The 22,814-nt window shown below is 63.2% G+C and carries 19 protein-coding genes and 1 pseudogene; 16 read left to right on the top strand and 4 right to left on the bottom strand.

All coding sequences use genetic code 11. The features are described 5' to 3' along the window. Window positions 1–20 precede the first annotated feature (20 nt). Together AC5Y4H_RS06900 and AC5Y4H_RS06895 are read right to left on the bottom strand one after the other, a co-directional pair. A complete protein-coding gene (locus AC5Y4H_RS06900) occupies window positions 21–914 on the bottom strand; it encodes a universal stress protein (protein ID WP_499979724.1) in 894 nt (297 codons plus the stop codon). 308 nt (window positions 915–1,222) lie between these two features. Further along, complete coding sequence (locus AC5Y4H_RS06895) at window positions 1,223–1,654, bottom strand: hypothetical protein (RefSeq protein WP_499979953.1); 432 nt, start codon at window positions 1,652–1,654, stop codon at window positions 1,223–1,225. 419 nt (window positions 1,655–2,073) lie between these two features. On the opposite strand from AC5Y4H_RS06895, the gene AC5Y4H_RS06890 reads away from it, so the two are divergent. From AC5Y4H_RS06890 to AC5Y4H_RS06845, 10 genes are all read left to right on the top strand, one after another. Beyond that, a complete protein-coding gene (locus AC5Y4H_RS06890; protein WP_499979951.1) occupies window positions 2,074–3,060 on the top strand; it encodes an Acg family FMN-binding oxidoreductase in 987 nt (328 codons plus the stop codon). Window positions 3,061–3,070: 10 nt separating this feature from the next. Beyond that, the gene (locus AC5Y4H_RS06885) at window positions 3,071–3,226 is read left to right on the top strand and encodes a hypothetical protein (RefSeq protein WP_499979721.1); all 156 of its coding nucleotides are present in this window, start codon (window positions 3,071–3,073) and stop codon (window positions 3,224–3,226) included. Window positions 3,227–3,430: 204 nt separating this feature from the next. Beyond that, window positions 3,431–3,868: an Hsp20/alpha crystallin family protein gene (locus tag AC5Y4H_RS06880; protein WP_499979719.1), complete on the top strand. Its 438-nt coding sequence runs from the start codon at window positions 3,431–3,433 to the stop codon at window positions 3,866–3,868. A gap of 87 nt (window positions 3,869–3,955) precedes the next feature. Next, window positions 3,956–4,936 carry a 1-phosphofructokinase family hexose kinase gene (locus AC5Y4H_RS06875; RefSeq protein WP_499979717.1) on the top strand — a complete coding sequence of 327 codons (981 nt, stop codon included), beginning with the start codon at window positions 3,956–3,958 and terminating at the stop codon, window positions 4,934–4,936. Window positions 4,937–5,085: 149 nt separating this feature from the next. Further along, on the top strand, window positions 5,086–5,853 hold the full coding sequence (locus AC5Y4H_RS06870) for a universal stress protein (protein ID WP_499979715.1): 768 nt from the start codon (window positions 5,086–5,088) through the stop codon (window positions 5,851–5,853). Window positions 5,854–5,869: 16 nt separating this feature from the next. Continuing rightward, the gene (locus AC5Y4H_RS06865; RefSeq protein WP_499979712.1) at window positions 5,870–6,718 is read left to right on the top strand and encodes a universal stress protein; all 849 of its coding nucleotides are present in this window, start codon (window positions 5,870–5,872) and stop codon (window positions 6,716–6,718) included. Between the two features lie 82 nt (window positions 6,719–6,800). Further along, window positions 6,801–7,457, top strand: coding sequence for a hypoxia response regulator transcription factor DosR/DevR (gene dosR, locus AC5Y4H_RS06860; RefSeq protein ID WP_499979709.1), 657 nt, complete (start codon window positions 6,801–6,803; stop codon window positions 7,455–7,457). 219 nt (window positions 7,458–7,676) lie between these two features. Then, window positions 7,677–9,326: a GAF domain-containing sensor histidine kinase gene (locus AC5Y4H_RS06855; protein ID WP_499979946.1), complete on the top strand. Its 1,650-nt coding sequence runs from the start codon at window positions 7,677–7,679 to the stop codon at window positions 9,324–9,326. A 183-nt stretch (window positions 9,327–9,509) separates the two neighbouring features. Then, complete coding sequence (locus AC5Y4H_RS06850) at window positions 9,510–10,022, top strand: GNAT family N-acetyltransferase (RefSeq protein ID WP_499979707.1); 513 nt, start codon at window positions 9,510–9,512, stop codon at window positions 10,020–10,022. Window positions 10,023–10,033: 11 nt separating this feature from the next. Next, a complete protein-coding gene (locus tag AC5Y4H_RS06845) occupies window positions 10,034–10,915 on the top strand; it encodes a universal stress protein (RefSeq protein WP_499979705.1) in 882 nt (293 codons plus the stop codon). A gap of 3 nt (window positions 10,916–10,918) precedes the next feature. Here the strand turns inward: AC5Y4H_RS06845 and AC5Y4H_RS06840 are convergent, their stop codons facing one another. After that, window positions 10,919–11,698 carry a universal stress protein gene (locus tag AC5Y4H_RS06840; protein ID WP_499979702.1) on the bottom strand — a complete coding sequence of 260 codons (780 nt, stop codon included), beginning with the start codon at window positions 11,696–11,698 and terminating at the stop codon, window positions 10,919–10,921. 164 nt (window positions 11,699–11,862) lie between these two features. After that, complete coding sequence (otsB, locus tag AC5Y4H_RS06835) at window positions 11,863–15,486, bottom strand: trehalose-phosphatase (RefSeq protein ID WP_499979941.1); 3,624 nt, start codon at window positions 15,484–15,486, stop codon at window positions 11,863–11,865. A 207-nt stretch (window positions 15,487–15,693) separates the two neighbouring features. Here otsB and AC5Y4H_RS06830 point away from each other — a divergent pair, with 207 nt between their 5' ends. From AC5Y4H_RS06830 to AC5Y4H_RS06805, 6 genes and pseudogenes are all read left to right on the top strand, one after another. Continuing rightward, window positions 15,694–16,578, top strand: coding sequence for a universal stress protein (locus AC5Y4H_RS06830; RefSeq protein ID WP_499979698.1), 885 nt, complete (start codon window positions 15,694–15,696; stop codon window positions 16,576–16,578). Window positions 16,579–16,684: 106 nt separating this feature from the next. Then, window positions 16,685–16,829 (top strand): annotated as a pseudogene (locus AC5Y4H_RS06825) (hypothetical protein); the annotation flags it as partial. A gap of 127 nt (window positions 16,830–16,956) precedes the next feature. Further along, window positions 16,957–19,272: a phosphoenolpyruvate synthase gene (gene ppsA, locus AC5Y4H_RS06820; protein WP_499979695.1), complete on the top strand. Its 2,316-nt coding sequence runs from the start codon at window positions 16,957–16,959 to the stop codon at window positions 19,270–19,272. Window positions 19,273–19,275: 3 nt separating this feature from the next. Beyond that, entirely contained in the window at window positions 19,276–20,379 is a 1,104-nt protein-coding gene (locus AC5Y4H_RS06815) for a 3-oxoacyl-ACP synthase III family protein (protein WP_499979693.1), read from the top strand. After that, window positions 20,363–21,307 (top strand): 3-oxoacyl-ACP synthase, encoded by a 945-nt coding sequence (locus AC5Y4H_RS06810; protein WP_499979691.1) that lies wholly within the window; start codon window positions 20,363–20,365, stop codon window positions 21,305–21,307. The genes AC5Y4H_RS06815 and AC5Y4H_RS06810 overlap by 17 nt, the downstream gene beginning before the upstream one ends. Continuing rightward, entirely contained in the window at window positions 21,295–22,713 is a 1,419-nt protein-coding gene (locus AC5Y4H_RS06805; RefSeq protein ID WP_499979688.1) for a WS/DGAT/MGAT family O-acyltransferase, read from the top strand. Before AC5Y4H_RS06810 ends, AC5Y4H_RS06805 begins: the two co-directional genes overlap by 13 nt. Window positions 22,714–22,814 lie beyond the last annotated feature (101 nt).

Here is a 22,814-nt window from a genome sequence, read left to right as displayed (position 1 = left end):
GCGCGGTGGCAATTGCAGGCCTAGACCGGCGATTCGCGCGCCACGATTACTGGCACCCGCGCCATCTGGCTAACGGCCTCACCAACGGAACCCACTAACAATTTGACGCTTTCGCCACGGCCACGGCTGCCCACTACAACCAGTTGGGCACCTTCGGACCGCTGGACCAGCTGGTGTGCTGGCCTGTCGCGCACGACGATGCGATCGACCCGTACCTCGGGATATCGTTCCTGCCAGCCGGCCAAACGCTCAGCCAAGGCCTCTTCGGCCATCGACTGTGTTGTCGGCCAATCGATTTCCGGGCGCTCTGAGATGTCGGTATCGGCCCACGCGTGTAGTGCGAGCAACGCGACTTCTCGCCGCGAAGCTTCGTCGAATGCCATCGCGGTCGCCAGCTCTGAGGCGGCCGAGCCATCGATACCGACCAGCACCGGCGCTTGGCTCTCATGCGATATCGACTCGGCCTCGTCGGGGATAATCCCTACCGGGCAATGTGCGTAGCGGAGTACTCCGGAACTTACCGAACCCATAGGCCGGCCGGCCCAGCATTCGCCTCCACGACACCCCACGACCATCAACTCCGCATTCTTGGACAAATCGACCAGCGTCGAAACGGCGGCCGAGGGCAAGACTTCGGTATGCACTTCGGCAGGACCGCTGCCCCGCGAAGCCTTTTCGGCGATCTTGAGGGCCTCGGTGACGAGCCGACGTCCGCGATCTTGCTGCCAGCGCGCCATTCCCGCAGTTAGCCGCGTCGTTGGCCACGTGACGATCTCCGGTGAGATCGCGTGCACGAGCGTCAGCGGGATACTGCGGAGTTCGGCGTCGCGCGCCGCCCACTGCACTGCCATTTTGGCGCCCGGTGATTCGTCGACACCGACGACGACTCCCAACGATGCGTTTCGCGATGACATGACCTGGCCCCTAGTTGTGTGCTTGGCGAGTTGGTGCGGAATCGGTTTGGCAGCTCGCGCCTGTCGCGGTGGGTTGCAGCTACCGACTGCTATAGGCGGTTCAGTTGAGCCACTCGATCTCGTCGGTCGCATCGGCCGGCGCCGTAGCCCGTCCACGAGCCGAGGCGGCGTCCAGCGCATCCCGCTATCGGCGAGACGCCAAGGCCATACTTTCACCGAAAGTCTTGTGCAGGTTGGTAATCGGCACCCCAAAGGTTCAGCCGCACTGGCTCAACCAACTTTGGTTGCCGGCTAGCCGGGCGCCGGCGTTATGCAGCGCGCGGGAAGTTGGGACTCGACGTCGTGACTTGCGCCGACGGGGGAGCCGGCACCGGCTTCCAGCCGACATAGGTCAGGTAGAGCCCTACCAGCCCGACGAGAACGGTGACACTCACCCATAAGGCGGTCATGCGCATTGCGGCGTCGGCGACACCCATGAAGGCATCCGGGAAGGCCATCAGGAATACCCCGCGCAGCGCAAAGACCCATCCGATTACCGACACGGTGATCGCCGCCGCACCTCGCCAATACTGATGAAGCCCGATGATGACCAGGGCGGCCAGCAGCAGGAAACCGGCCGTGACCCATGGCAATGCGGAGTTGGCCTCGAAATCTGACAGAAGCTTCCGCATATCGGATGCGCGGGCCACGGTCGTTGCGGCGAAGATGACGAAAAACGGACCGAGCACGCGGGCGAACACTCGGGTGCGAAGCACTGGTAGTTCTGTACTGGAAGTACTCATTTTTACACCTCTATTGGCGCGCCTGGCATCCATGCAATGACAGGTCGTCGCGCATGAGATATCCATCTCATAGCGATATTTCAGCATTCGGGCGCGATGCCGGCGAGGGACGGAAGTCCCACGCCATCGGGACATTCGTCGTGAATCTGGCTCGCTTCGGAGTTTTCACTCAGGCGGGATTTACGGGCTGTGACCCACGGCCACATGGCCATCGCCGAGTCGTAGTGGATTTACGTCCCATCAGATCAGCGCCAACGCCTGCAGCGACGGCGTCGTTGGGCGGATTTGAGTCCGAGGACTTGACTGTGGGGACCTAGGACCCTTGCTTCGGTTGCCGATGCGTCGGAAGGTCATACCGAAAGGACAGGCAGGTGAGGATGATGGCCCAATTGACCGCGGACACCAACGTAATCACAGCCGCGGTCGAGTTGGCGTGCCATGCCCCGTCGTTGTACAACAGTCAGCCCTGGCACTGGGTTGCCGGTGACGCCAGCGTTGACCTATTCCTCGATCCACGCCGGACGGTGACATCGACCGACAAATCCGGCAGAGAGGCGATCATCAGCTGTGGCGCCGCGCTCGATCATTTTCGGGTGGCGATGGCCGCGTCCGGCTGGAGCACGAACGTCGACCGGTTTCCCAATCCGAACAATCATAACCACCTCGCCTCGATCAACTTCGGACCGACCGAATATGTCGCACAGGCCCGTCGGGACCTCGCCGACGCGATCCTGCGGCGCCACACCAGCCGCCTGCCGTTCGCGCCACCGAGACATTGGTCGTCGTTGGAACCGGTGCTTCGCAACGCTTTGCAAGGCGAGTTCGTCACCCTGGACGTGTTGGGCGCCGACGCGCGGCCACGGCTGGCGGAAGCGGCTCGGCTCGCCGAAGCCCTGCGCCGCTACGATGACGGGTATCACCACGAATTGAGCTGGTGGACATCGCCGTCGAGGAAATTCGAAGGCATTCCCGACAGCGCACTGGTTTCAGAAGCGGACGACCGCAGAGTCGATGTGAACCGTCGGTTCCCGGTCGACCCGCTTGACGAGCGGAGCTCCGCGGGCTCCTACGACGAAGCGAAAATACTCGTTCTCTCGACACTCGGAGACACCCGGGCCGATGCCCTCCGATGCGGCGAGGCGTTGTCGACGACCTTGCTGGAATGCACGATGGCCGGCTTGTCGACTTGTCCGGTAACGCACATCACGGAGCTGGAAGCCACGAGGGAAATGATTAGGGATCTCACGCGCCGCATCGTCCTACCTCAGGTCTTGATCCGGGTGGGTGTTGAACCGGAGGACGAGGTGGCACCCCGGCCGACGCCCCGGCGCCCCCTGGGCGACGTGTTGCGGATCCGACGCTAGGAAGCGAGAAATGGCTGCTCCCGGAGATGATCGGCTGGTGCTGACCGACTCCGACGTCGACGCGCTGGCTTGGCAGTTCACGCATTCCGTCTATGCGGGCGCCATCTATGCGGCCTGGCCGCTGGATCGGCGGCCTGCGTCATCGGGGATTGTTCAGCATCGGTGAAGACGGCGACGCGTTCGGTTTCGTGCTCGACCGCGTCATGGCATGCATCGGTGCGTCGTCCGGCGGGGTTTGACGGGCATAACTCGCGACCGGTGCGAGCTGACGAACGACCTACAACCCGGGGACTTCGGTCCCTTTTGGCATTACCGGCTAATTGGTGCGATGGACAGTGCAAGTATCAGATCTCGTCATCAGGAGATTCCCATGAGCACCATTTCCGTTCAGCGCCGGCCGATCTCGCTGTTCCCGGAGTTTTCGGAGTTGTTCGCCGGCTTCCCGGCCTTGACAGGGCTACGCCCCGCCTTCGACACACGCGTGATGCGCCTCGAGGACGAGATGAAAGACGGCCGCTATGTAGTGCGTGCGGAAATGCCGGGCGTAGACCCCGCAAAGGACATCGACATCACCGTGCGCGACGGGCAGCTGACGATCAAGGCGGAGCGTAGCGAGAAAAAGGACTTCGATGGACGGTCGGAGTTCTCGTACGGCTCATTTGTCCGGACTGTGTCGCTGCCGGCGGGTGCGGACGAAGGAAGCATCGACGCCACCTATGACCAAGGGATTCTCACTGTCTCGGTGGGAGTCTCGGCAGCAAAGCCGGCCGAGCGGCACATCGAAGTGCGTTCGGCAGACGGACAGTGATCGCGGCGCGATGGCCAGAGCGGCTGAGTCACCGGGCGCGTCTCTCCTGACCACCGGACTGTGACCAACGAAGCGGAGTCAACGGACATGGACGCACGAGCCCGGTCGAATCCCGGACGAGTACAGATCGTCACCTTGACCATGAACCCGGCTCTGGACATCACGACAAGTGTGGACGTGGTGCGGCCGACTGACAAAATGCGCTGCCAGACAACGCGTTACGATCCGGGCGGCGGCGGCATCAACGTTGCGCGTATCGCCAACGTGCTCGGCGCTTCGGTATCGGCCATTTTCACCGTCGGCGGACCGGCCGGTGCTCTCATCGCCTCTTTCGTCAGGGATGAGGGAGTGCCCTGCGAGCAGGTCGAGATCGCAGCGCCGACCCGTGAAAGCTTCACCGTCAACGAAAACAGTTCCGGTCAGCAATACCGTTTTGTTCTTCCCGGACCGCGGCTGTCGCCCGCCGAACAGTCGGAATGCCTCGACCGGCTACGGACGGACGCGCAGTCCGCCGAGTTCGTCGTCGCCAGCGGTAGCCTGCCGCCGGGGGTGCCCCCGGACTACTATCAGCGGGTTGCCGATATCTGCCAGGATGCGGACACCCGCCTCATTTTGGACACGTCGGGCGGTGGGTTGCGGCATATCTCTTCCGGCGTTTATCTCCTGAAGGCAAGCGTGCGGGAACTGGGCGAACGTGTCGGGCGTCTCCTTGCCACCGAGTCGGAGCAATTGGCCGCAGCGCATTCGCTTGTCGACAACGGCTGTGCGCAAGCGGTTCTGGTGTCGTTGGGCTCCCGGGGAGCGCTCCTCGCGACGCGGCAGGTCAGCCAGCGCTTTCCCGCGATCGCGATACCCGGCGGTGGAAGCGGCGTCGGGGCGGGCGACGCAATGGTCGGCGCGATCACAACCGGCCTCAGCCGTGGATGGCCGCTGGTCAAATCCGTTCGCTTGGGTATAGCTGCGGGCGCAGCGATGTCGAGGACACCCGGTACCGAAGTCTGCAGCCGAGCGGACATCGAAACATTGTTTGCCCTCGCCGCCGAGCCGTACGACCTCATGCGCCGTTGAATGTGCGTCAGAGCGTCTTCAGCGCGGCATTTTCGGGACGAACGGCTGTCGAGAAGGGGCCTAAGGACTCCTCCATAGCCGGTGAAAAATCCATAGCCTGGCATTGAGTCGATCAGTGCCCGACTACAACGGCAAGTCCAGGAGCTCCGATGAATCAACTGCACTCGAAGTCGGTGGTCGTCGGCATCGATGGGTCGCAAGCCGGGGTTAACGCGGCCAGATGGGCGGTCGACGAGGCGATCACTCGACAGCTGCCCCTTCGCCTCGTTCATGTCGCGGGACGCAAGCGGCCGCGGTCCACGTCGGCACCACCTTCGGACCGTGAGCTCGAAGCCGGCGAAACCGCCCTATACCAAGCTGAAGTTGCGGTGCAAGGCGTAGGGAAACCCGTCGAGGTCGAAACGGTCTTGCTCTCGGGCGACGCGGAACAGGTATTGATCAATGAGTCGTTGGATGCGGCGCTGGTGTGTGTCGGCACCGACCAGCGCAGGTGGGCCGTCGACAAGGTCCTGGGCACAACCGAGGCCGCGTTGGCGATGCGCGCACACTGCCCGGTGGCGATCATCCGCACCAGCCCCGACGGAACGCCGGCAAAGCCCGGGGTGATCGCGGTAGTCCTCAACGATGAGCCCGACAACGAAGAAGTTGTCCACCAGGCTATGGAGGAAGGACGTCGGCGCAACGCCACGGTGCGGCAGATCGATCGGCGCCTGAACAGCTGGGTTCGGCGGTATCCGGACGTGCCCGTCCAGATCGTCACGGGCACCGGGCCGAGGTCATCTGAAAACCACAGCAAAGCAATAGAACTCGCCGTTGTGGGTAAGGCCGATGCCAACCACATTGCCGAGCTTGGCACGCCCAATTATCACCCCATTGTGGGATATCCGAGCTGCTCAGTGCTGATTGTCCGTGATTAGGCCCCGAAGTTCGCCCATGAACGAGTTACCGAGAGAGCGCCCGATTGTGGTGGGGATCGACGGGTCGAAGACGGCGTTGCAGGCGGCTGTCTGGGCTGTGGACGAGGCGGTGGATCGCGACGCGCCGCTGCGACTGCTTCATGCGATCGAGCAACGTGATGGGTGCGATGCCGGTCCGGAGGCCTTGGCGCGCATGTTCTCCGCGGCGGAAACTGCTATCGGACGTGCACTCACGGCAATCGAAGCGACGGGGCGACAAGTGAAGACGGAGATTGACATCGTCCGGGGGCCGACGGTCAGGTCGTTGGTCGAGGCGTCAGCTTCAGCGGCCATGACATGTGTGGGTGCGGTGGGCCTGCGCCATTTTCGGCCCGGCCGGGTGGGTTCTACCGCTGCCGCTCTGGCCATCTCCGCGCTGTGCCCCACGGCTATCATCCGAAAGTCTGACGATCACCATTCCGGGCCGGGGATCGTTGTCGAGGTGGACAATTCCCCCGACAGCGCGAAGTTGCTGGGCATTGCCATGGAGGAAGCTCGGATGCGTAACGCGTCCGTTCGCGCAATCGCGTGCCGGCGAAGCGTGTCCTGTGATAAGGCGGTCGACGGTAATCGCGATCTGCGGGCGGTAGTCGACCTCGATCGCCGGCTGGCCGGTTGGAGACGTCGTTACCCGCATGTCAAGGTGGCGGCGGCGGCACACAACACCCTGCTGGAATACCTTGGGTGCAACCACGGATCCGCACAGCTGGCAATTGTCGGCTCCGAGAATCGTGAGCACCTTCAAGAATTGATCGGGCCGGTCGGAAGTGCCGTACTCCAAGCCGCCGGCTGCTCGTTGCTGGTCGTCAACGGCCGACATCTGTGAGGCCGGAGACGATTGAAAATGTGGAGGGTCGCGAGGCGTTCTTACATTAAAGTTTGTACGGCAGCGTAGGAAGGGCTCGCCAATGGTTACCGTCTTTCTGGTCGACGATCACGAAGTCGTTCGCCGCGGACTCACCGACTTGCTTGCATCGGACCCCGAACTGGAAGTCGTCGGCGACGCGGGATCGGTGTCCGAGGCGATGGTCCGAATACCTGCGACTAAGCCCGACGTCGCCGTACTCGACGTGCGCCTCCCCGACGGCAACGGCATCGAACTGTGCCGTGATCTCCTGTCGGAGCTTCCGGAGTTGCGGTGCCTGATGTTGACGTCTTTCACTTCCGACGAGGCGATGCTCGAGGCGATCCTGGCCGGTGCCAGCGGTTACGTTGTCAAGGACATCAGGGGAATGGAGCTTGCTCAAGCGATCAAGGACGTCGGTGCAGGCAAATCGCTGCTGGATAGTCGCGCGGCCACCGCACTGATGGCCAAGCTCCGGGGCGGCACGGAGCGGAAGGATCCGCTGTCCGGCTTGACCGAGCAGGAACGAACGCTACTGGGCCTGCTCGGCGAGGGTTTGACCAACAGGCAGATCGCCGCCCGGATGTTCCTGGCCGAGAAAACGGTCAAGAACTACGTGTCGCGGCTGCTGGCGAAACTCGGCATGGAGCGGCGTACTCAGGCCGCGGTATTTGCGACGAAGCTCGACCAGCGCTCTGCGCCACCGCCTACAGGGCTCTGATCTGCGAAGATAGCCTTCCGCGGGCCTCCGTGTACCGGTTGGGGTCCTGGCCCGATGAGACTAAGCTGGCCTGAGCACCTTCGCGTTGATGCCTTCGGACGTGTTTTGTGTGACGCGCGGTTGCTAGGGGCTTAGTTGTCGGAGGTAACAGGCTGGGTGGCCAACGACGATAACGACACGGCTTTTGCCGGACTGGGCGAGCCTGGGCTGGTAAGCAGGATGCAGCAGCGGCTCGACGATCTGCTGGCGGCGCGCGATCAGATGGAGCGATTGCTGCGTGTGATCGTCGAGATTGGCTCGGATCTCGATCTCGACGCGACGCTGCGCCGGATCGTTCACGCGGCCAAGGACCTGACTCGAGCCCCATACGGTGCGCTTGCCGTGCGCGACCCCGGCGGTACGTTGATGTCGTTCATCCACGACGGAATCGACGCCAAGACAACGGAACTGATCGGGCATCTGCCCGTCGGTAAGGGAGTTCTTTCTGTCTCCCTTCTCGATGCGCCGGCTTTGCGCCTGGACGACCTCACGAGACATCCGGCTGCGGTTGGCTTCCCAGATCATCATCCCCCGATGCAAGGCTTCATCGGGGTGCCGATCACCATCCGCGGAGCGGTTTTCGGCAATCTATATCTGACCCACGACGAGCCAGGTCGGGTGTTCTCAGAATCCGATGAGGTCGCAGCCCGGGCTCTGGCGATTGCGGCCGCCGTCGCTATCGACAATGCGCAACTCTTCGAGCGTGAACGCATGTCGGTGAAATGGATGGAAGCCAGCCGGGAGATCACCACCGCCCTACTGTCCAATGCCCAATCAAGCTTGACCCCAATGCAATTGATCGCCGACCGTGCCTGCGCTCTCACCGAAGCAGAGCAGGCGATCGTGCTGGTCCCCGTCGATGATGACCTGCCCGTCGACGAGATCGATACGCTGGTGATCTCGGCGGCGGTCGGGCTCAACGCCTCTGAGGTCATCGGTCAACGGATTCCGGTGGAGGCCTCCACCAGCGGTGGCGTTTTCCGCTCGGGTGAGCCGGTGGTCACCGAGTCGCTGAGCTACCCGATTCATGCGTTCACCGACGTCGGTCAGCGCAGCGCGATCTTGATGCCGTTGCGAACCCGGGATGAAGTTGCCGGCGTGATTGCAGTGGCACGCGGTGCCGACCGGCCACCGTTCGACGACAGTTACCTTGACCTGGTACGCGATTTCGCCACCCACGCGGCGCTGGCCCTGATGCTCTCCTCGGCTCGCGAGCACGCGCGCCAGTTGACGCTGGTGGGAGAGCGGGAGCGCATCGCGCATGACTTGCACGATCACGTCATCCAGCGATTGTTCGCCGCGGGGATGGACCTACAAGGCACCGTTGCCCGCGCGCGTTCGCCTGAGGTTTGCGAACGACTCAACAGGACGCTGGATGATCTGCAGACCATCATCGAGGAGATCCGCACCACGATCTTTCAGCTGAAATCTCCGTTGGAGCACGAAAGTAGCTTCCGGCATCGAATTCAGCAAGTGGTCACCGATCTCACTGAGAACCGCGACATCGTCACCACCGTTCGTATGCACGGACCGACCACCACAGTCTGCGGCGAGCTTGCCGAACACGCCGAAGCCGTCACCGCGGAAGCCGTGAGCAACGCCGTCCGCCACTCCGGCGCCTCGAGGCTGACCGTCGAAATCGATGTCGGCGACATGCTGACGCTCGACATCATCGACAACGGAAGTGGACTGCCCGCTGATAATCAGCGGCGCAGTGGTTTAGCGAATATGCGGTACCGCGCCGGACAGGTCGGCGGCCGTTGCGAATTCTCCAACGAGGCTACCGGGGGTACGCGTGTTCACTGGATCGCTCCGCTCACCAGTGGCTGATCCGCTTTGCGCGTCAACGGGACCAATGGCACCGACGCGGGGTCCAACGGCCCTGCCCGATCATCGCCCTGGCCCATAGGGTCATGCCCAGGCCGCGAGAAAGACCGCAGCGCGGCACCTGATCCTGCCCGAGGAGACGTAATGGGGAGTCAAGCGGTGAGGGACACTGCCACATCCCGATTGTTGGACGACCGGGTCATCTCATTGCGTCGCATCGAAGAAAAAGACGCCGAAGCTGTTGTGGCTCTTCACCGACAACTCAGCGATCATGACCGGTACTTCCGCTTTTTCACCCTGCATCCAGCCCATCTCGACCAGCTGGTGAGGAACCTGATCGAACCCAAGGACGGTCAATACGCGTTGGGGGCATTCGACGGGGACCGGCTGATCGGTGTGGCGAACTACACGGTCTGCGCTGATCCGACGGCTGCCGACATCGCCATCGTGGTCGCTCATGAAGATCATTCGGTGGGCGTGGGAACGGCATTGCTCAAACGCCTGGCACAGATCGCCAGAACGCATGGGATTCGGCGATTCGTCGCCGACGTGTTGGCTCAGAACCACCTGATGCTCGCTGTCTTGTCAGGTTTCGGCTGGCCGCGTGAGCGAAGCAACTTCGGATCGGTCCTCCACCTGGACATCGGCCTGCCCGACCGCATCGAAGTGTCATCATCGGCCAGCCAACAGCATTCGTAGAGGAGCGCGACATGTCGGGGACCAAAGATCGCGGAATACTGGTCTGCGTCGACGGATCGGCGGCCGCCGAAGCCGCCGTGGCGTGGGCGACCCGCGAGGCCGGCTTGCGTGACTTGCCGATGACGCTGATGCATGTCGTGGCGCCGGTGGTCGTCGGTTGGCCGGCCGGCCAGTTGTATGCGGACATGCCTGAATGGCAGCGAGAAGCTGCGCAGCAGGTCATGGATCAAGCGCGCAAGGTCGCCAATGCCAACTTGGACGACCGGAAGCCGCGCGAAATACGCACCGAGACAATCTATTCCGATGTTGTGCCAGCGATGATGGAGGCTTCGAAGCACGCATCGATGATCGTTGTCGGCAGCCAGGGGCTCGGGGCGCTGGGCCGTTTGCTGCTGGGTTCGGTCACTACCGGGTTACTTCACCATGCCCACTGCCCGGTGGCGGTCATCCACTCCGATGCATCCGTGACACCCGCCGCCGGTGCGCCGGTGCTGGTGGGTACCGACGGATCACCCGCGTCGGAATCCGCAATCGCCTTGGCCTTCGACGAGGCGTCGCGCCGGGGCGTGGGCCTGGTTGCACTGCACGCGTGGAGTGATGTGGGCGTCTTTCCCATGCTGGGAATGGACTGGCGCGACAACGAAGCTGAGGGACACGAGATCCTCGCCGAACGCCTCGCCGGCTTCCACGAACAGTATCCGGACGTCCGAGTGAAGCGAGTGATCGTGTGCGACAAACCGTCGCGGTGGCTGCTCGAAGAAGCCCAGCACGCTCAGCTGGTAGTCGTCGGTAGCCGCGGGCGAGGCGGTTTCGCGGGCATGCTGCTGGGATCGGTCGGCTCACACGTCGCTCAAGGGGCGAAGGTTCCGGTGATAGTCACCCGCGGTCGCTGACTTTCAGCGCACCACGAGCACCGAACATCCGGTGTGTCCGAAGCGGGGCGTCAGAGGACCGATCATCCGGGAGACCTTGTCCGAATACCAGCGGTCCACTACAGCGAGCTGCACGGGTTCCTGTGTGCCAATCAGGTATTCAGCGGCCCCACGTCTGGCCGCGGCGGGGCGCACGTGCACCTCCGGAAACTGAGTCACCCAGCGGTGCAGCCGGCGGTCCAACTGACGGTAGGGAATCTCTCCGAAACCCCATCGCCACGTACCCATTGCCAGGATCGGCGCATTCCGAAGCCGCGCTTCTCTGAAGCCATGCTCGAGCACACAGTCGTTCTGGGGTGAGTCGTCGACCACCACCGCGATTGATCCCGAAAGTGACTCGCCGCCATCGTGGTTGGCGCGCACGATCGCTACCGGGCAATAGGCGTTCTCCGCCACGAACTCGGCAGTCGAGCCGATGATCTTTCGGGCGATCTGCCCGATCCCAACAGAACCTACGCAGACCATGGTCGCGTGGCGCGATTCCTCGACCAGCGCATCGGCCGGTGAGCCGCTCACCAGATCGGTTTCGATTTTGATTTCCTCCGTCATGGCATGCAGCGCTGCACAAGCGGCGCGCAAGGCAGCTTCGCCGCACTCCACATCGATAAGGGGCTCGTTGGCGAGTGCGTCCTCTTTTCGCTCGGGAATGGCATACACCAGGCGCAGCGGTATGTCCTGACTGGTCGCCTCGGCGACCGCCCACTTCGCCGCCTTGATCGCTGCGTCGGAGCCGTCGATACCCACGACTATCCATTGTGGTGAGTGCGGGTCGTTCATCACATTCCTCCGATCGAGACGCTGGGCTAGCGGGATAACTCATGGTCACCGGAGACGCTATTTGGGTGTTGCCGGCCGCGGGCAGGGCCGTTCGGCCCTTGCGTCGCGGCAATGGTCACCTGAATCGAGGTTCAACCGAGCTCGATGGTGTGTCCCGGCGCGAGTCGTTCCACGCGGCCGCGGCATTCCACCTCAATCGGTTGGGCCTTCCCGGCTTCCGCGGTTACCGTCGCGGTTCGCCCCCTGATCCGAAGATGAAGGCGCTGGCCGCGGTACACGATGGCAAACTCCATCGGGCCCAGCGTTTCCGGCCACATCGGGCCGAGTATCAGTCGATCGTTGCGAGTTTCCAGTCCGGTGAAACACCGTTGCAGCAGATCGACGCTGCCGGCCATCGCCGCCAGATGTATTCCCTCCGATGTTGTTCCGCCCTGGATGTCGGCGATATCGGACTGCAGTACCTGGTCGAAGTAGCGCATGGCCATCTGCCGGTTCGCGCGAGCAAGAACCCAGGAGTGCACGACGGCGCTCAACGTCGATCCGTGCGACGTACGTGCCAGGTAGTAGTCGATGGTCTTCGGAATTTGCTCCGCTGCGAAGTTGTAGCCGAGACGGCCCAACAGTGCTAGCAATTCTTCCGATGACAACAGGTAGAACAGCATCAGCGCATCCGCCTGCTTCGACGCCTTGTAGTTGTTGACGCTGTCATCCTCGGCTTCGAGTATGCGGTCAAGGCGCTGGACGTTGCCATAACGCCGCCGGTAATGTCCCCAATCCAGTTCCGCCAGCTCGGCGTAGCCTTCGAACTGACTGATCACATCGTCGTGGAACGGGACGAACATCCGCCGAGTCACGTGATCCCACCCATCGAGTTCCTGTGCCGTCAGACCGATCCTCCCGACGAGATCGAGCCGATTTCGCAACGGCAGTGTTTCCAGCGCGTCCATTGCCCGCATGATCACCCACACCGCCATGACATTGGTGTACGCGTTGTTATCTATGCCGTCGTACTCCATGCCGGGATAACCGGAATGAAATTCGTCAGGGCCGATGATTCCCCGGATCATGTAGCGGCCACGGCTTTCGTCGAATTGCGCCAGGCCGACCCAGAAGCGTGCGACCTCGACCAGCATCTCGGCTCCGTAATCGACTACATACTGGCGGTCTCCGGTCACCTGGTAGTGCTGCCACGCGTTGAACGCAATCGCGAGACTCACATGATGCGCCCGCGCACTGGGATCGGGATTCCATCTGCCGGATCGCGGATTGAGGTGCAGTTGCTGGCTCACCTCTCTTCCGTCACTGCCCGATTGCCAGGGATACATAGCACCGAGATATCCCGCCCTATGCGCCGCGCGACGGGCCTCGGGAAGCCGTCGATACCGATAAAGCAGCAGGGAGCGAGCCAAATTCGGCATGCGCACGCTCAGAACCGGACAGACGAACAGCGAGTCCCAAAAGACATGTCCGCGGTAGGCTTCGCCATGCAGGCCACGGGCCGGGACCCCGGCATCGAGTTCGGCGGTATGTGGAGAGATTGTCTGCAGTACATGGACCAGATGCAGTCGGAGGATGCGCAAAGCTTCGGTGTTGTCATCTAGATTGACCGCGCATTGTTCCCATAACCGATCCCATGCCTGGGCGTGCTGACGATGCAGGGCAGAATAGCGGCCGGATTCTTCGAGATAATTCCTAGCCGCACTTGCCGTTTCCGAAATAGCTGCGTCACGTCCGGTGACGATCGTCGCGACCTTTTCCAGCGTGACCGACTGTCCCACAGACATGGCCACCCGGATGTCATGACCGCGACGGTTACCGTCTCGCACCCTTGCGTACCGCGCCTCAGCGCGGATATCGTCCCGCCAGACGGTACTGCGCGTCGCTACGGCGATCGCGATGCGGGACTGAGACGTCTGCGCTCGCAAAAGCACTGATTCAGGCGCTATTTCGCTGATCTCCATATCGGTGAGATGGGTGTCCGACAGTGAGCGATAGCGTTCCACAAGAGTGTTGCGTACGGTTCCATCCAGCAACGACCTGAATTCTATTGTACCCGACCAGTTTTCCGCAGCAACGGCGGTCAGCATCGCGACCACGTGAGGTTGGTGCATCGACGCAAAACGCTGCTGGGTCAGCGTTGTGCTGTGGCCGGCACTGTCAACGAACCGGAGCGTGCGAGTAAGCGTGGCATGACGCAAATCGAACACCTGCCGATACGACACCAATTCAGCATTGTCGACGTGAAACCATGGCCCGTCGTTGATTCGAAACGTCAGCGAGAGCCAATTAGGCAGGTTTACCAAGCTTTCGTTCTCGATAACGCGGCCCGAAATCCTATCGCTGAGTCGGTTGTAAACGCCGGCCGCATAGGTACCCGGATAGTGCGCTTCGGACGCCGACGCCTCCGCCGCACAACCACGTGTAGCGACGTAGCCATTGCCCACCGTGCAGAGAGCTTCTCGCAGCCGCTCATCAGCCGGCTGATAGCCGTCATACACGAGTTCCCACGCATCAGCCGATGCCGCGTTTAGCTCCTCCAGATCGTTGGCAAGCCGCCGAATCAATCGGCACACCGCGGCCGGGTTTTCCAAGCTGAACAGCGCGGCGGACGCGCGATTACCGTCCTCATCGTGGCGCACCACCACGCCCACGCCGTCGAATTGGACCGCGTCGAACGCATCTTCGTCGGTGAGGTCGTCTCCGATGTGGATCGGTAACATCGCGTTGCGGTCCCCGTCGCGGTCCGCAATGCGTGTGAGGAGCCAATCGAGAGTCGTGCCCTTGTTCCAGACGATGTCAGGGCGAAGCTCGATGACTTTGCGACCTAGGCTGGCGCGGAGGCCCTCGGAACGACCGTATGCCCGGACCGTCGCGATCACCCGAGGGACGCTTCCGGCGTCCGCGTTACGGTAGTGCACTGCAATCGCAAATCGCTTGTGCTCAACCTTTATTCCCGAGATGTCCTTGAGCATCTCCGCCAACCGCGGGGCGGCAAGGGCTAGGGCCTCCGCAGCGTCGGTGGCGGAGCTGTTTTCGTGGTGAGCTCCGTTGGGTTCGAGCAATTCGAAGCCGTGGCTGCCCGCATACCAGATGCCTTCGAGGTTTACCCGCGCGCGAACATCCGACAGATCGCGGCCACTTATCACCGTGACCGGACAGTGTGCGGCGAGCGCCCGCAGCGCATCGGCGGCGCCGTCGACGAGCGTCGCCGACTCGGGATGCTCGACGATCTCGGACAGTGTTCCATCGAAGTCGAGGAACACCGCCGGTCGTCGCGCCACCACCAGCTCTTTCAGCTGACTGTAGGCCGCGACGGCGTCGGCGATGTCCGACATCGGAGTGCCACCGCTTCGCACCGAGATCTCGGCGAGGTCGGCGACAACGATGTCCGCGCCGTGTGTAAGGAGTTGGGTCTCGGCATCCCCGTGGTGGCCAAGGCCGATGATCAGACCGAAGCCGACCTCCATGGCGGCATCGACGCCGGGTTGATCGGGTCCGATCACCACGCAACGTTCGTTACGGACGCCCAAGCGCGTCGCTACTTTCGCCAGGAATGCCGAGTCGGGACGTCCGCCACTCTCCGCATCAATGGCTACGTCGACGGATTCGTCGATCTCTGCGGTTCGCAGGACCTCCCCGCAGCCCGGGGCACATGAGTAGACGGCGATTGCGATGCCGACATCTCGCAGCCTCCGGAACAAGAAGGGGGTGGAATCTCGGGCCTTCGCCTTTTGCGCGCCGGTCTTTTCGACCACGCAAGCGAGGTCGAAAATCACGCCATCGTGGTAGCGCCTGTCAAGAGTGGCGGGCCACTCGGTCACCTTCGTCACGATTCCACAGCCCGCGCCACGGTCAAGCCCCAGCGCCCAATGAGGGTCTCTCGTCCATGCGGTTGAGGACGAAAGTCTCCTGACCGGTGCCAGTTCGGGCAATAGCGTTCTGGATGAGCGAGGGAGAACGAAATGACTGCATCCACGAAGCGCCATGGCATCGTCGTCGGGGTCGACGGATCGCCCGCGTCGAACTTCGCCGTCTGCTGGGCCGCGCGGGACGCGGCGATGCGTAACGTCCCGCTCACCCTGGTCCACATGGTGAACGCCACGACGATGTGGCCGCAGGTGCCCATGGCGGCCGAAGCGCTGGCATGGCAGGAGGACGACGGCCGCCGGCTCCTGCAAGAAGCGGTCAAGATCGCCGAAGACGCCACCAGAACGAGCCGCAAAATCGACATCGCGAGCGAACTCTGGCACGCACCCCCGGTGCCGACACTGGTCGAGATGTCGGAAGAGGCGGAGATGGTCGTCGTCGGATCCAATGGGCGCGGAGCCATCGGCCGGGCCTTACTAGGTTCGGTCAGTTCCGGCGTAGTGCGACGAGCGACTTGTCCGGTCGCCGTCATTCACGACGAGGACCCCTTGATGCCGTACCCCCGGCAGGCGCCCGTCCTCGTTGGGATCGATGGATCGCCGGCCTCCGACCTCGCCACGGCCATCGCCTTCGATGAGGCGTCACGGCGTGGCGTCGAACTGAAGGCGGTTCATGCCTGGAGCGACACCCCTGTGTTCGAGCTTCCCGGGATGGACTGGGCGGCGGTGAAGGCAGAAGCGAAGCGAAGTCTGGCCGAACGTCTGGCGGGCTGGCAAGAACGCTACCCCGACGTCACGGTGCACCGAATCGTCGTGTGCGATCAGCCGGGCCGGCAGCTGATCGAGCAATCGGAGACCGCCCAGCTGACCGTCGTGGGTAGTCACGGCCGCGGGGGCCTGACGAGCATCCTGCTGGGCTCAGTGAGCAACGCCGTCGTTCACTCGGTTCGCATGCCGGTGATCGTGGCCCGGCCGTCTTAAGCCACACCGATGTCAACGGCGACGCACAAACCGACGGCTGTGAGGGCCCGGGGGCGTGGCTGCCGGCGCCTCAGCATCGGGTGCGTCCACCGCACCCTATGTCGACATTCACGAAACCCATACCGGTGCGGTGGTGCTGGCCGGTGATCGCGCATACAAGGCGAAGACGCCGGTGCTGACCGACTTTCTCGACTTCCGCACACCGGAGCAGCGCGAACGTGCATGCCGTCGAGAGCTCGAATTGAACGACGAGTGGGAGACGGCCCACCCGCTGGACACGACGCAGGCGCTCGACTGCTCGATCGAACGAGCCCACGATGTCTGGCGTCAGGCGGCCTACCTGCCGACGCAGCGAAACCAGATTGAGAAAGGCTAGACATGTCAACCGAAACCCTTACCGACAAGTATGTTTCGAACATCGCGACGCTACGCCTATCGGACGCGGATGAGGCCGGCGGCAAGGGTGCCAACATGGGTGAGTTGGTCGCCGCAGGCCTTCCGGTGCCGCCGGGTTTCGTGTTGATGCGGCGTAGCTACTTGGCTTCGATGGAGGCAGGCGGGGTCGATACCGAACTCGCCGCCTTACATCGCGAAGCGTTGACGCAGGTGGACAGCGCCGCCCGCCTGGCTGAGCTTTGTCAACGCCTGCGGACCCTGGTGACGAAAGCGGGTGTGAGTCAAGACGTCCGTGATCAGCTGCTCGAGTCCTACCGTGCGCTGGGCCCGAACTGTACTGTGGCGGTGCGCTCTTCGGCGACAGGTGAAGACGGCCGCGACGCGTCGTTCGCCGGAATGAACCAGACGGTGACCAACGTGACAGGGGAAATCGCTCTCCTCGAGGCGGTTACCACCTGCTGGACTTCGTTGTTCAGCCCCCGGGTCGTCACTTACCGGGCCAGCCGCGGATTCGCCGCCGATCCCGCGATGGCGGTCGTCGTTCAGCAGATGATCGCGTCTGAGCAGTCAGGCGTCGCGTTCACCACCGACCCGAGCACGGGGGACCGGGAACACATCGTTATCGAAGCCGCCCTCGGGCTTGGCGAGGTCGTGGTGTCCGGAAAGGTTCAGCCGGACACCTACGTCGTCGACAAAATGACGATGGACGTGGTCGACGTCAAGGTCGGTTACCAGGCTTTCAAGATCGAGCGCGGTCCCGAGGGACACGACGTCATCGTGGAATTGGACCCCGTACAGGCTCAAGCGCGAGTCCTCGACGACATATCGTTGCGCCGCATTGCCGAGTTGGCGATTGCCGTTGAAGCGCACCATGGTTGCCCGCAGGACGTCGAATGGGCGGTCGCTTCCGGCAAGGTCTGGTTGGTCCAGGCCAGGCCGATCACGACGCTGGACACACACGCACCCGACGAGGCGGAATCAACGGGAGTCCTGGTACGGGGTCTACCGGCGGCACCCGGATCTGCTTCCGGACGCGTTCGAGTCCTCCGTACCCCGGAAGAGGGCGACCGGTTGATGGACAACGAGATTCTGGTGGCCCCGATGACCAATCCGGATTGGCTGCCCGCCATCCGGCGCGCGGCGGCAGTGGTGACCGAGACCGGCGGTATGACCTGTCACGCGGCCATCGTGGCGCGCGAACTCGGCGTTCCCTGCGTGGTGGGCGCCCGCGATGCAACAACCGTTCTGCGTGACGGTCAATCCGTCACCGTCGATGGCTCGAGCGGCAACGTCAGCGCCGGCAGTTTAGGCCCGCAGTTGCAAGTTTCGGTTGCCAAGCATCCGGCGGTCACGACCGGTGGCGTCGAGACAACCGGTACCAAAATCTACGTCAACCTTGCGATCCCCGACTCCGCGGAAGCGGTCGCGGCCCAAGATGTCGACGGCGTGGGACTACTGCGAGCTGAATTCCTGCTCACCCAGGCGCTTTCCGGCAGGCACCCCCGCGATCTCATCGCGCACGGCGAGCAGTTCGCTCTCATCGAGACCATCGCGACATCGATCGGTCGCATCGCATCGGCCTTCGGGAACCGGCCGGTGATCTACCGTGCAACGGATTTCCGTAGCAACGAGTTCCGCGGACTGCAGGGTGGTGAGGCCTATGAACCCGTGGAGCACAACCCGATGATCGGATACCGCGGGTGTTATCGATACGTCAAAGAACGGGACCTGTTCGGCCTGGAGCTCCAGGCCTTGGCGCGGGTGCGTGAACGGAATCCGAACGTGCATCTCATGATCCCCTTTGTCCGGACCCGGTGGGAACTGGAAACGTGCCTTTCTCTCGTCGACATGAGTCCGCTGGGTTCCCAGCGTGGCCTGCATCGGTGGGTGATGGCCGAGGTGCCCTCGGTGATGTACTGGCTGCCCGAATACATCGGACTCGGCGTGGATGGAGTCTCCATCGGCAGCAATGATTTGACCCAGCTGATCCTGGGGGTCGATCGCGACTCCGAAATCTGTGCCGAGCTGTTCGATGAGTCGGACGGGGCCGTCCTCGACGCCATCGGCCGCATTGTTGCGACAGCCCGCAAGCACGGCATCACGTCATCGCTGTGCGGCCAGGCGCCCTCGACCAACCCCGCTTTTGCCGAGCATCTCGTCAGGATGGGGATCACCTCGGTGTCGGTCAACCCCGATGCGGTCGCGGCCACTCGGCGTGCGGTTGCCGCCGCCGAACGGCGACTGTTATTGGAAGCGGCATCCGCCAGCAGCTGGACCACGCCCCGAAACCAGGCGTGACCGATGCCGCGGCATTGGCTGGTGATGGACGCCTGCGGGGAGGGCGCCACGGCACCATACGTCACCCGTTTAGCGGGTGCCGGCAGGCACCTGCCCCCGACGCACCTGACGACCGACGAGTTGATGGCCACCACGCGCCATCGGACGCACATCGACCTGGAACGGCTGACCGGAATCCACGAACGCCGAATCTCTGTCGGCGAGGAAGATTCGTACAGCCTTGCGACCTCGGCAGCGATCGACTGCCTTGCCAGGGCGCAACACGATCCGGGGTCGCTCGACGTGGTAATCAGCTGCAGTATCACAAAATTTCGTGGTGGCCTGACTCAATGGCTCGAGCCGACGATGAGCAGTGCCGTGGCCCGCGGGATCGGCGCTCCGCAAGCGATGACCTTTGACGTGTCCAACGCGTGTGCGGGGATGCTCACCGGAGTGACGATACTGAACAACTGGATTCGGCAGGGGATCGTCGAGCGTGGGCTCGTGGTCAGCGGCGAATACATCTCGCAGCTGAGCCACAACGCGGCACGCCACATCCGCAACATCATGAGTAAAGAATTGGCGTGCCTGACCCTGGGCGACGCCGGGGCGGCTCTGCTCCTCGAGCGGGCGCCCGTCGGCTCAGCCGGCATCACCCTGGCCGGATTCACCACCGTCGCGGACTACAGCAGGCTCTGCCTGGCGTATCCGCAGGGGCACGATCCAGGTGCGCGGATGTTCACGAATTCCCGCGCCATCCAGCGCGCCGCGATCGCCGACACACCGCTGTTGCTCCACGAAGTCCTTGATGCCGTGGGCATTTCGATTCACGACATCGACCACGTGATCACGCACCAGACCTCGGCGCGTGCCATCCGCAAAGGAATGGCACGAATGTCGGAAGCATTCGGCGACAGCCCCCGCCATGACGCCGTGATCACCGTCGATCGATATGGCAACACGGCATCCACGACGCACACGGTGGCCCTTGTCGAGGAACTCGAAGCGGGCCGCATCGCGGGGGGGGAGAGGATCGCCCTGCTCGCACTGGCGTCAGGGCTCGAAATCGGCGTGGTCTTAATGACCCTGGACGAGGGATTGGTGAGCCAGTATGGGCACGATCATTGATCGAGTGGCCATCGCGCACCCGCGGTGGCGTGGCCGGCACAGCGCGCTGCATCTGGCCACGGCCGCCGGGAAGGACTGCCTGCAGCTAGCCGGCCGCGATCCCCACGAACTCGATCTCGTGGTCAACGCGGGCATCTATCGCGACCGGAATCTCGGAGAACCGGCATTGGCGGCGCTGATCCAAGACGACATCGGGGCGAATCCCGAAGATCCGCACACGGGCGCCCACGGCACATTTTCCTTCGACATCGCCAACGGCGCTTGCGGGGTGCTCACCGCGCTCCAGATTGTCGATGGCTTTCTGAGTTCACGTGCCATCCACCTGGCACTCATCGTCGCCAGCGATGCCGATCCCGGACACGGAATGAGCGAGCGCTTCCCGTTTTCGGCCGCCGGTGCCGCGCTGCTGTGTCGGTGGACCGACGAGGACTACGGTTTGAGTCCGGTGTCGTGGTCGAATGCTGAAGAGCCGATGGGAGAAACGCAGAGCTTCACCGCCACAGTGGGATTCGCCGACTCGCGCAATGTTCTCCGGTTCGACCAGTCGGGCGAGATGGATGAGCGGTTCGCCGGCGCGGCCGCAACGGCGGTGTGTGCGTGCCTCGAAGCCCAATCGGCGCGACTGGCTGATATCGACATGATAGTCGCGGCGCCCTCGCGCCACGGATACCACACCTTGCTCAGGGACAAGCTCGGGGTGCCGATCGACAAGATCATCGTCGCTGACGACCCGCGTATGCACACCGCGGCGCTGGCGGCAGCATTCGGACAGCACGCCGACACGTCACCCACCGGCGCTCAAATCCTTCTCGTCGTTGCTGGTGCCGGCGCTACTGGCGGCGCCGCTGTCTACCGCCAACCACCATCCACATACGCGGTCTCTGCATCAGAAAGACCGGCCCGGAAGGGGACGGAATGGAGCAACTAACCGCCTTGGATGCGGGTTTCCTCGAGGCCGAAGACTCCGACCCACACGTGAGTCTCGCGGTGGGCGCTGTGTCGATCGTGGAGGGTCCGGCCCCCAGCTACGACGAGTTCGTTTCGACTGTTGCCGAACGGACGCCGGCAATTCCGCGATTCAAGCAAATGCTGCGGACTCATCCACTCGATCTGCGTCCGCCCGAATGGATCGACGACCCCAGCTTTGAGATCGCGCGGCATGTTCACCGGTTAGCGCTTCCGCATCCCGGGGGCGATACCGAACTGTTCGAGATGGTCGCGTCTTTGATGGAGCGCCGATTAGATCGCGAACGGCCACTGTGGGATTGCTGGCTCGTCGAAGGGCTCAGTGACGACCGGTGGGCGGTGCTGACCAAGATTCACCACTGCATTGCCGACGGCATCGCGGCAACGCAATTGATGGCGAAGTTCGGCGACGATGACACGGCCGGCAGCTTCGCCAAAAATATTCACGCAACTCAGCGGTCGGCCGGGCGCGAGCCGAGTTCGGCGAAACCGAGCCTCAACCCGTTGAACTGGGTGGGTGGGTTCGGACGGAGCGCCATCGGTGCGGCGGCCGCCGTCGAGCATATTGCGGTGGGGGCGGCCGAACTAGCGGCCAGTCTGCTTGTCCCCGCCCCGGAATCGTCACTCAACGGACGGGTGACGACAATGCGCCGATACAGCGCCGCCCGGGTCCGCTTGGCGGACATGCAGAAGGTAGCGAAGCAATTCGGTGTGACAATCAATGACGTCGCGCTTGCCGCGATTGCCAGCAGCTACCGCACGCTGCTGCTCGAACGCGGTGAGCAGCCGGGACACAACTCACTGCGCACGCTGGTTCCGGTTTCGGTCCGCTCGGCCGACCAGTTCAATGTCCCCGACAACCGGGTCTCGGCCATGTTGCCGCTCTTGCCGGTCGACGAGGAAGACCCGGTTAAGCAGCTGCGGCTGGTGCATGATCGGCTCATCCGAGCCAAAGCGAGCGGCCAGAGCGAAGGCGGGAACGCTGTGGTTTCAGCGGTCAGGCGTGTCCCGTTCGCGTTCTCCGCGTGGACGATCCGACTGCTGATGCGACTGCCGCAGCGAGCGGTCGTCGCCCTGGCCACCAACGTTCCCGGTCCGCGAGGACAGCAGCGATTGATGGGGCGTCGGGTGCTGGAGATCCTGCCCATTCCTCCGATCGCTCTTCAGTTGCGCACGGGCATCGCGATGGTCAGTTACGCCGATGAATTCAACTTCGGCATCACCGCCGACTACGACACCGCACCAGACATCGATGCGCTGGCCCGTGGAATTGAACATGGTGTCGAGCGGTTGGTACGGGCCGGTCGAGCAATTCGGCGTGCGGGCACCGCGCAGCCCGGACCGTCGAAAGCCAAGGCAGCGCTGTGAACGGCATGTCAGACATCGCGATTCAATGACGGACCTCGTTGCGCCGGGGAAGAGCTCCGAACGGCGGATTTCCGAGGCGGCGGATGGGAATTCCCAAGTCA

It is taken from the genome of Mycobacterium sp. NGS58, from assembly GCF_059812385.1.
The sequence above is the reverse complement of the archived record's forward strand: the minus strand, read 5'-3'. Positions and strand labels throughout refer to the sequence as shown.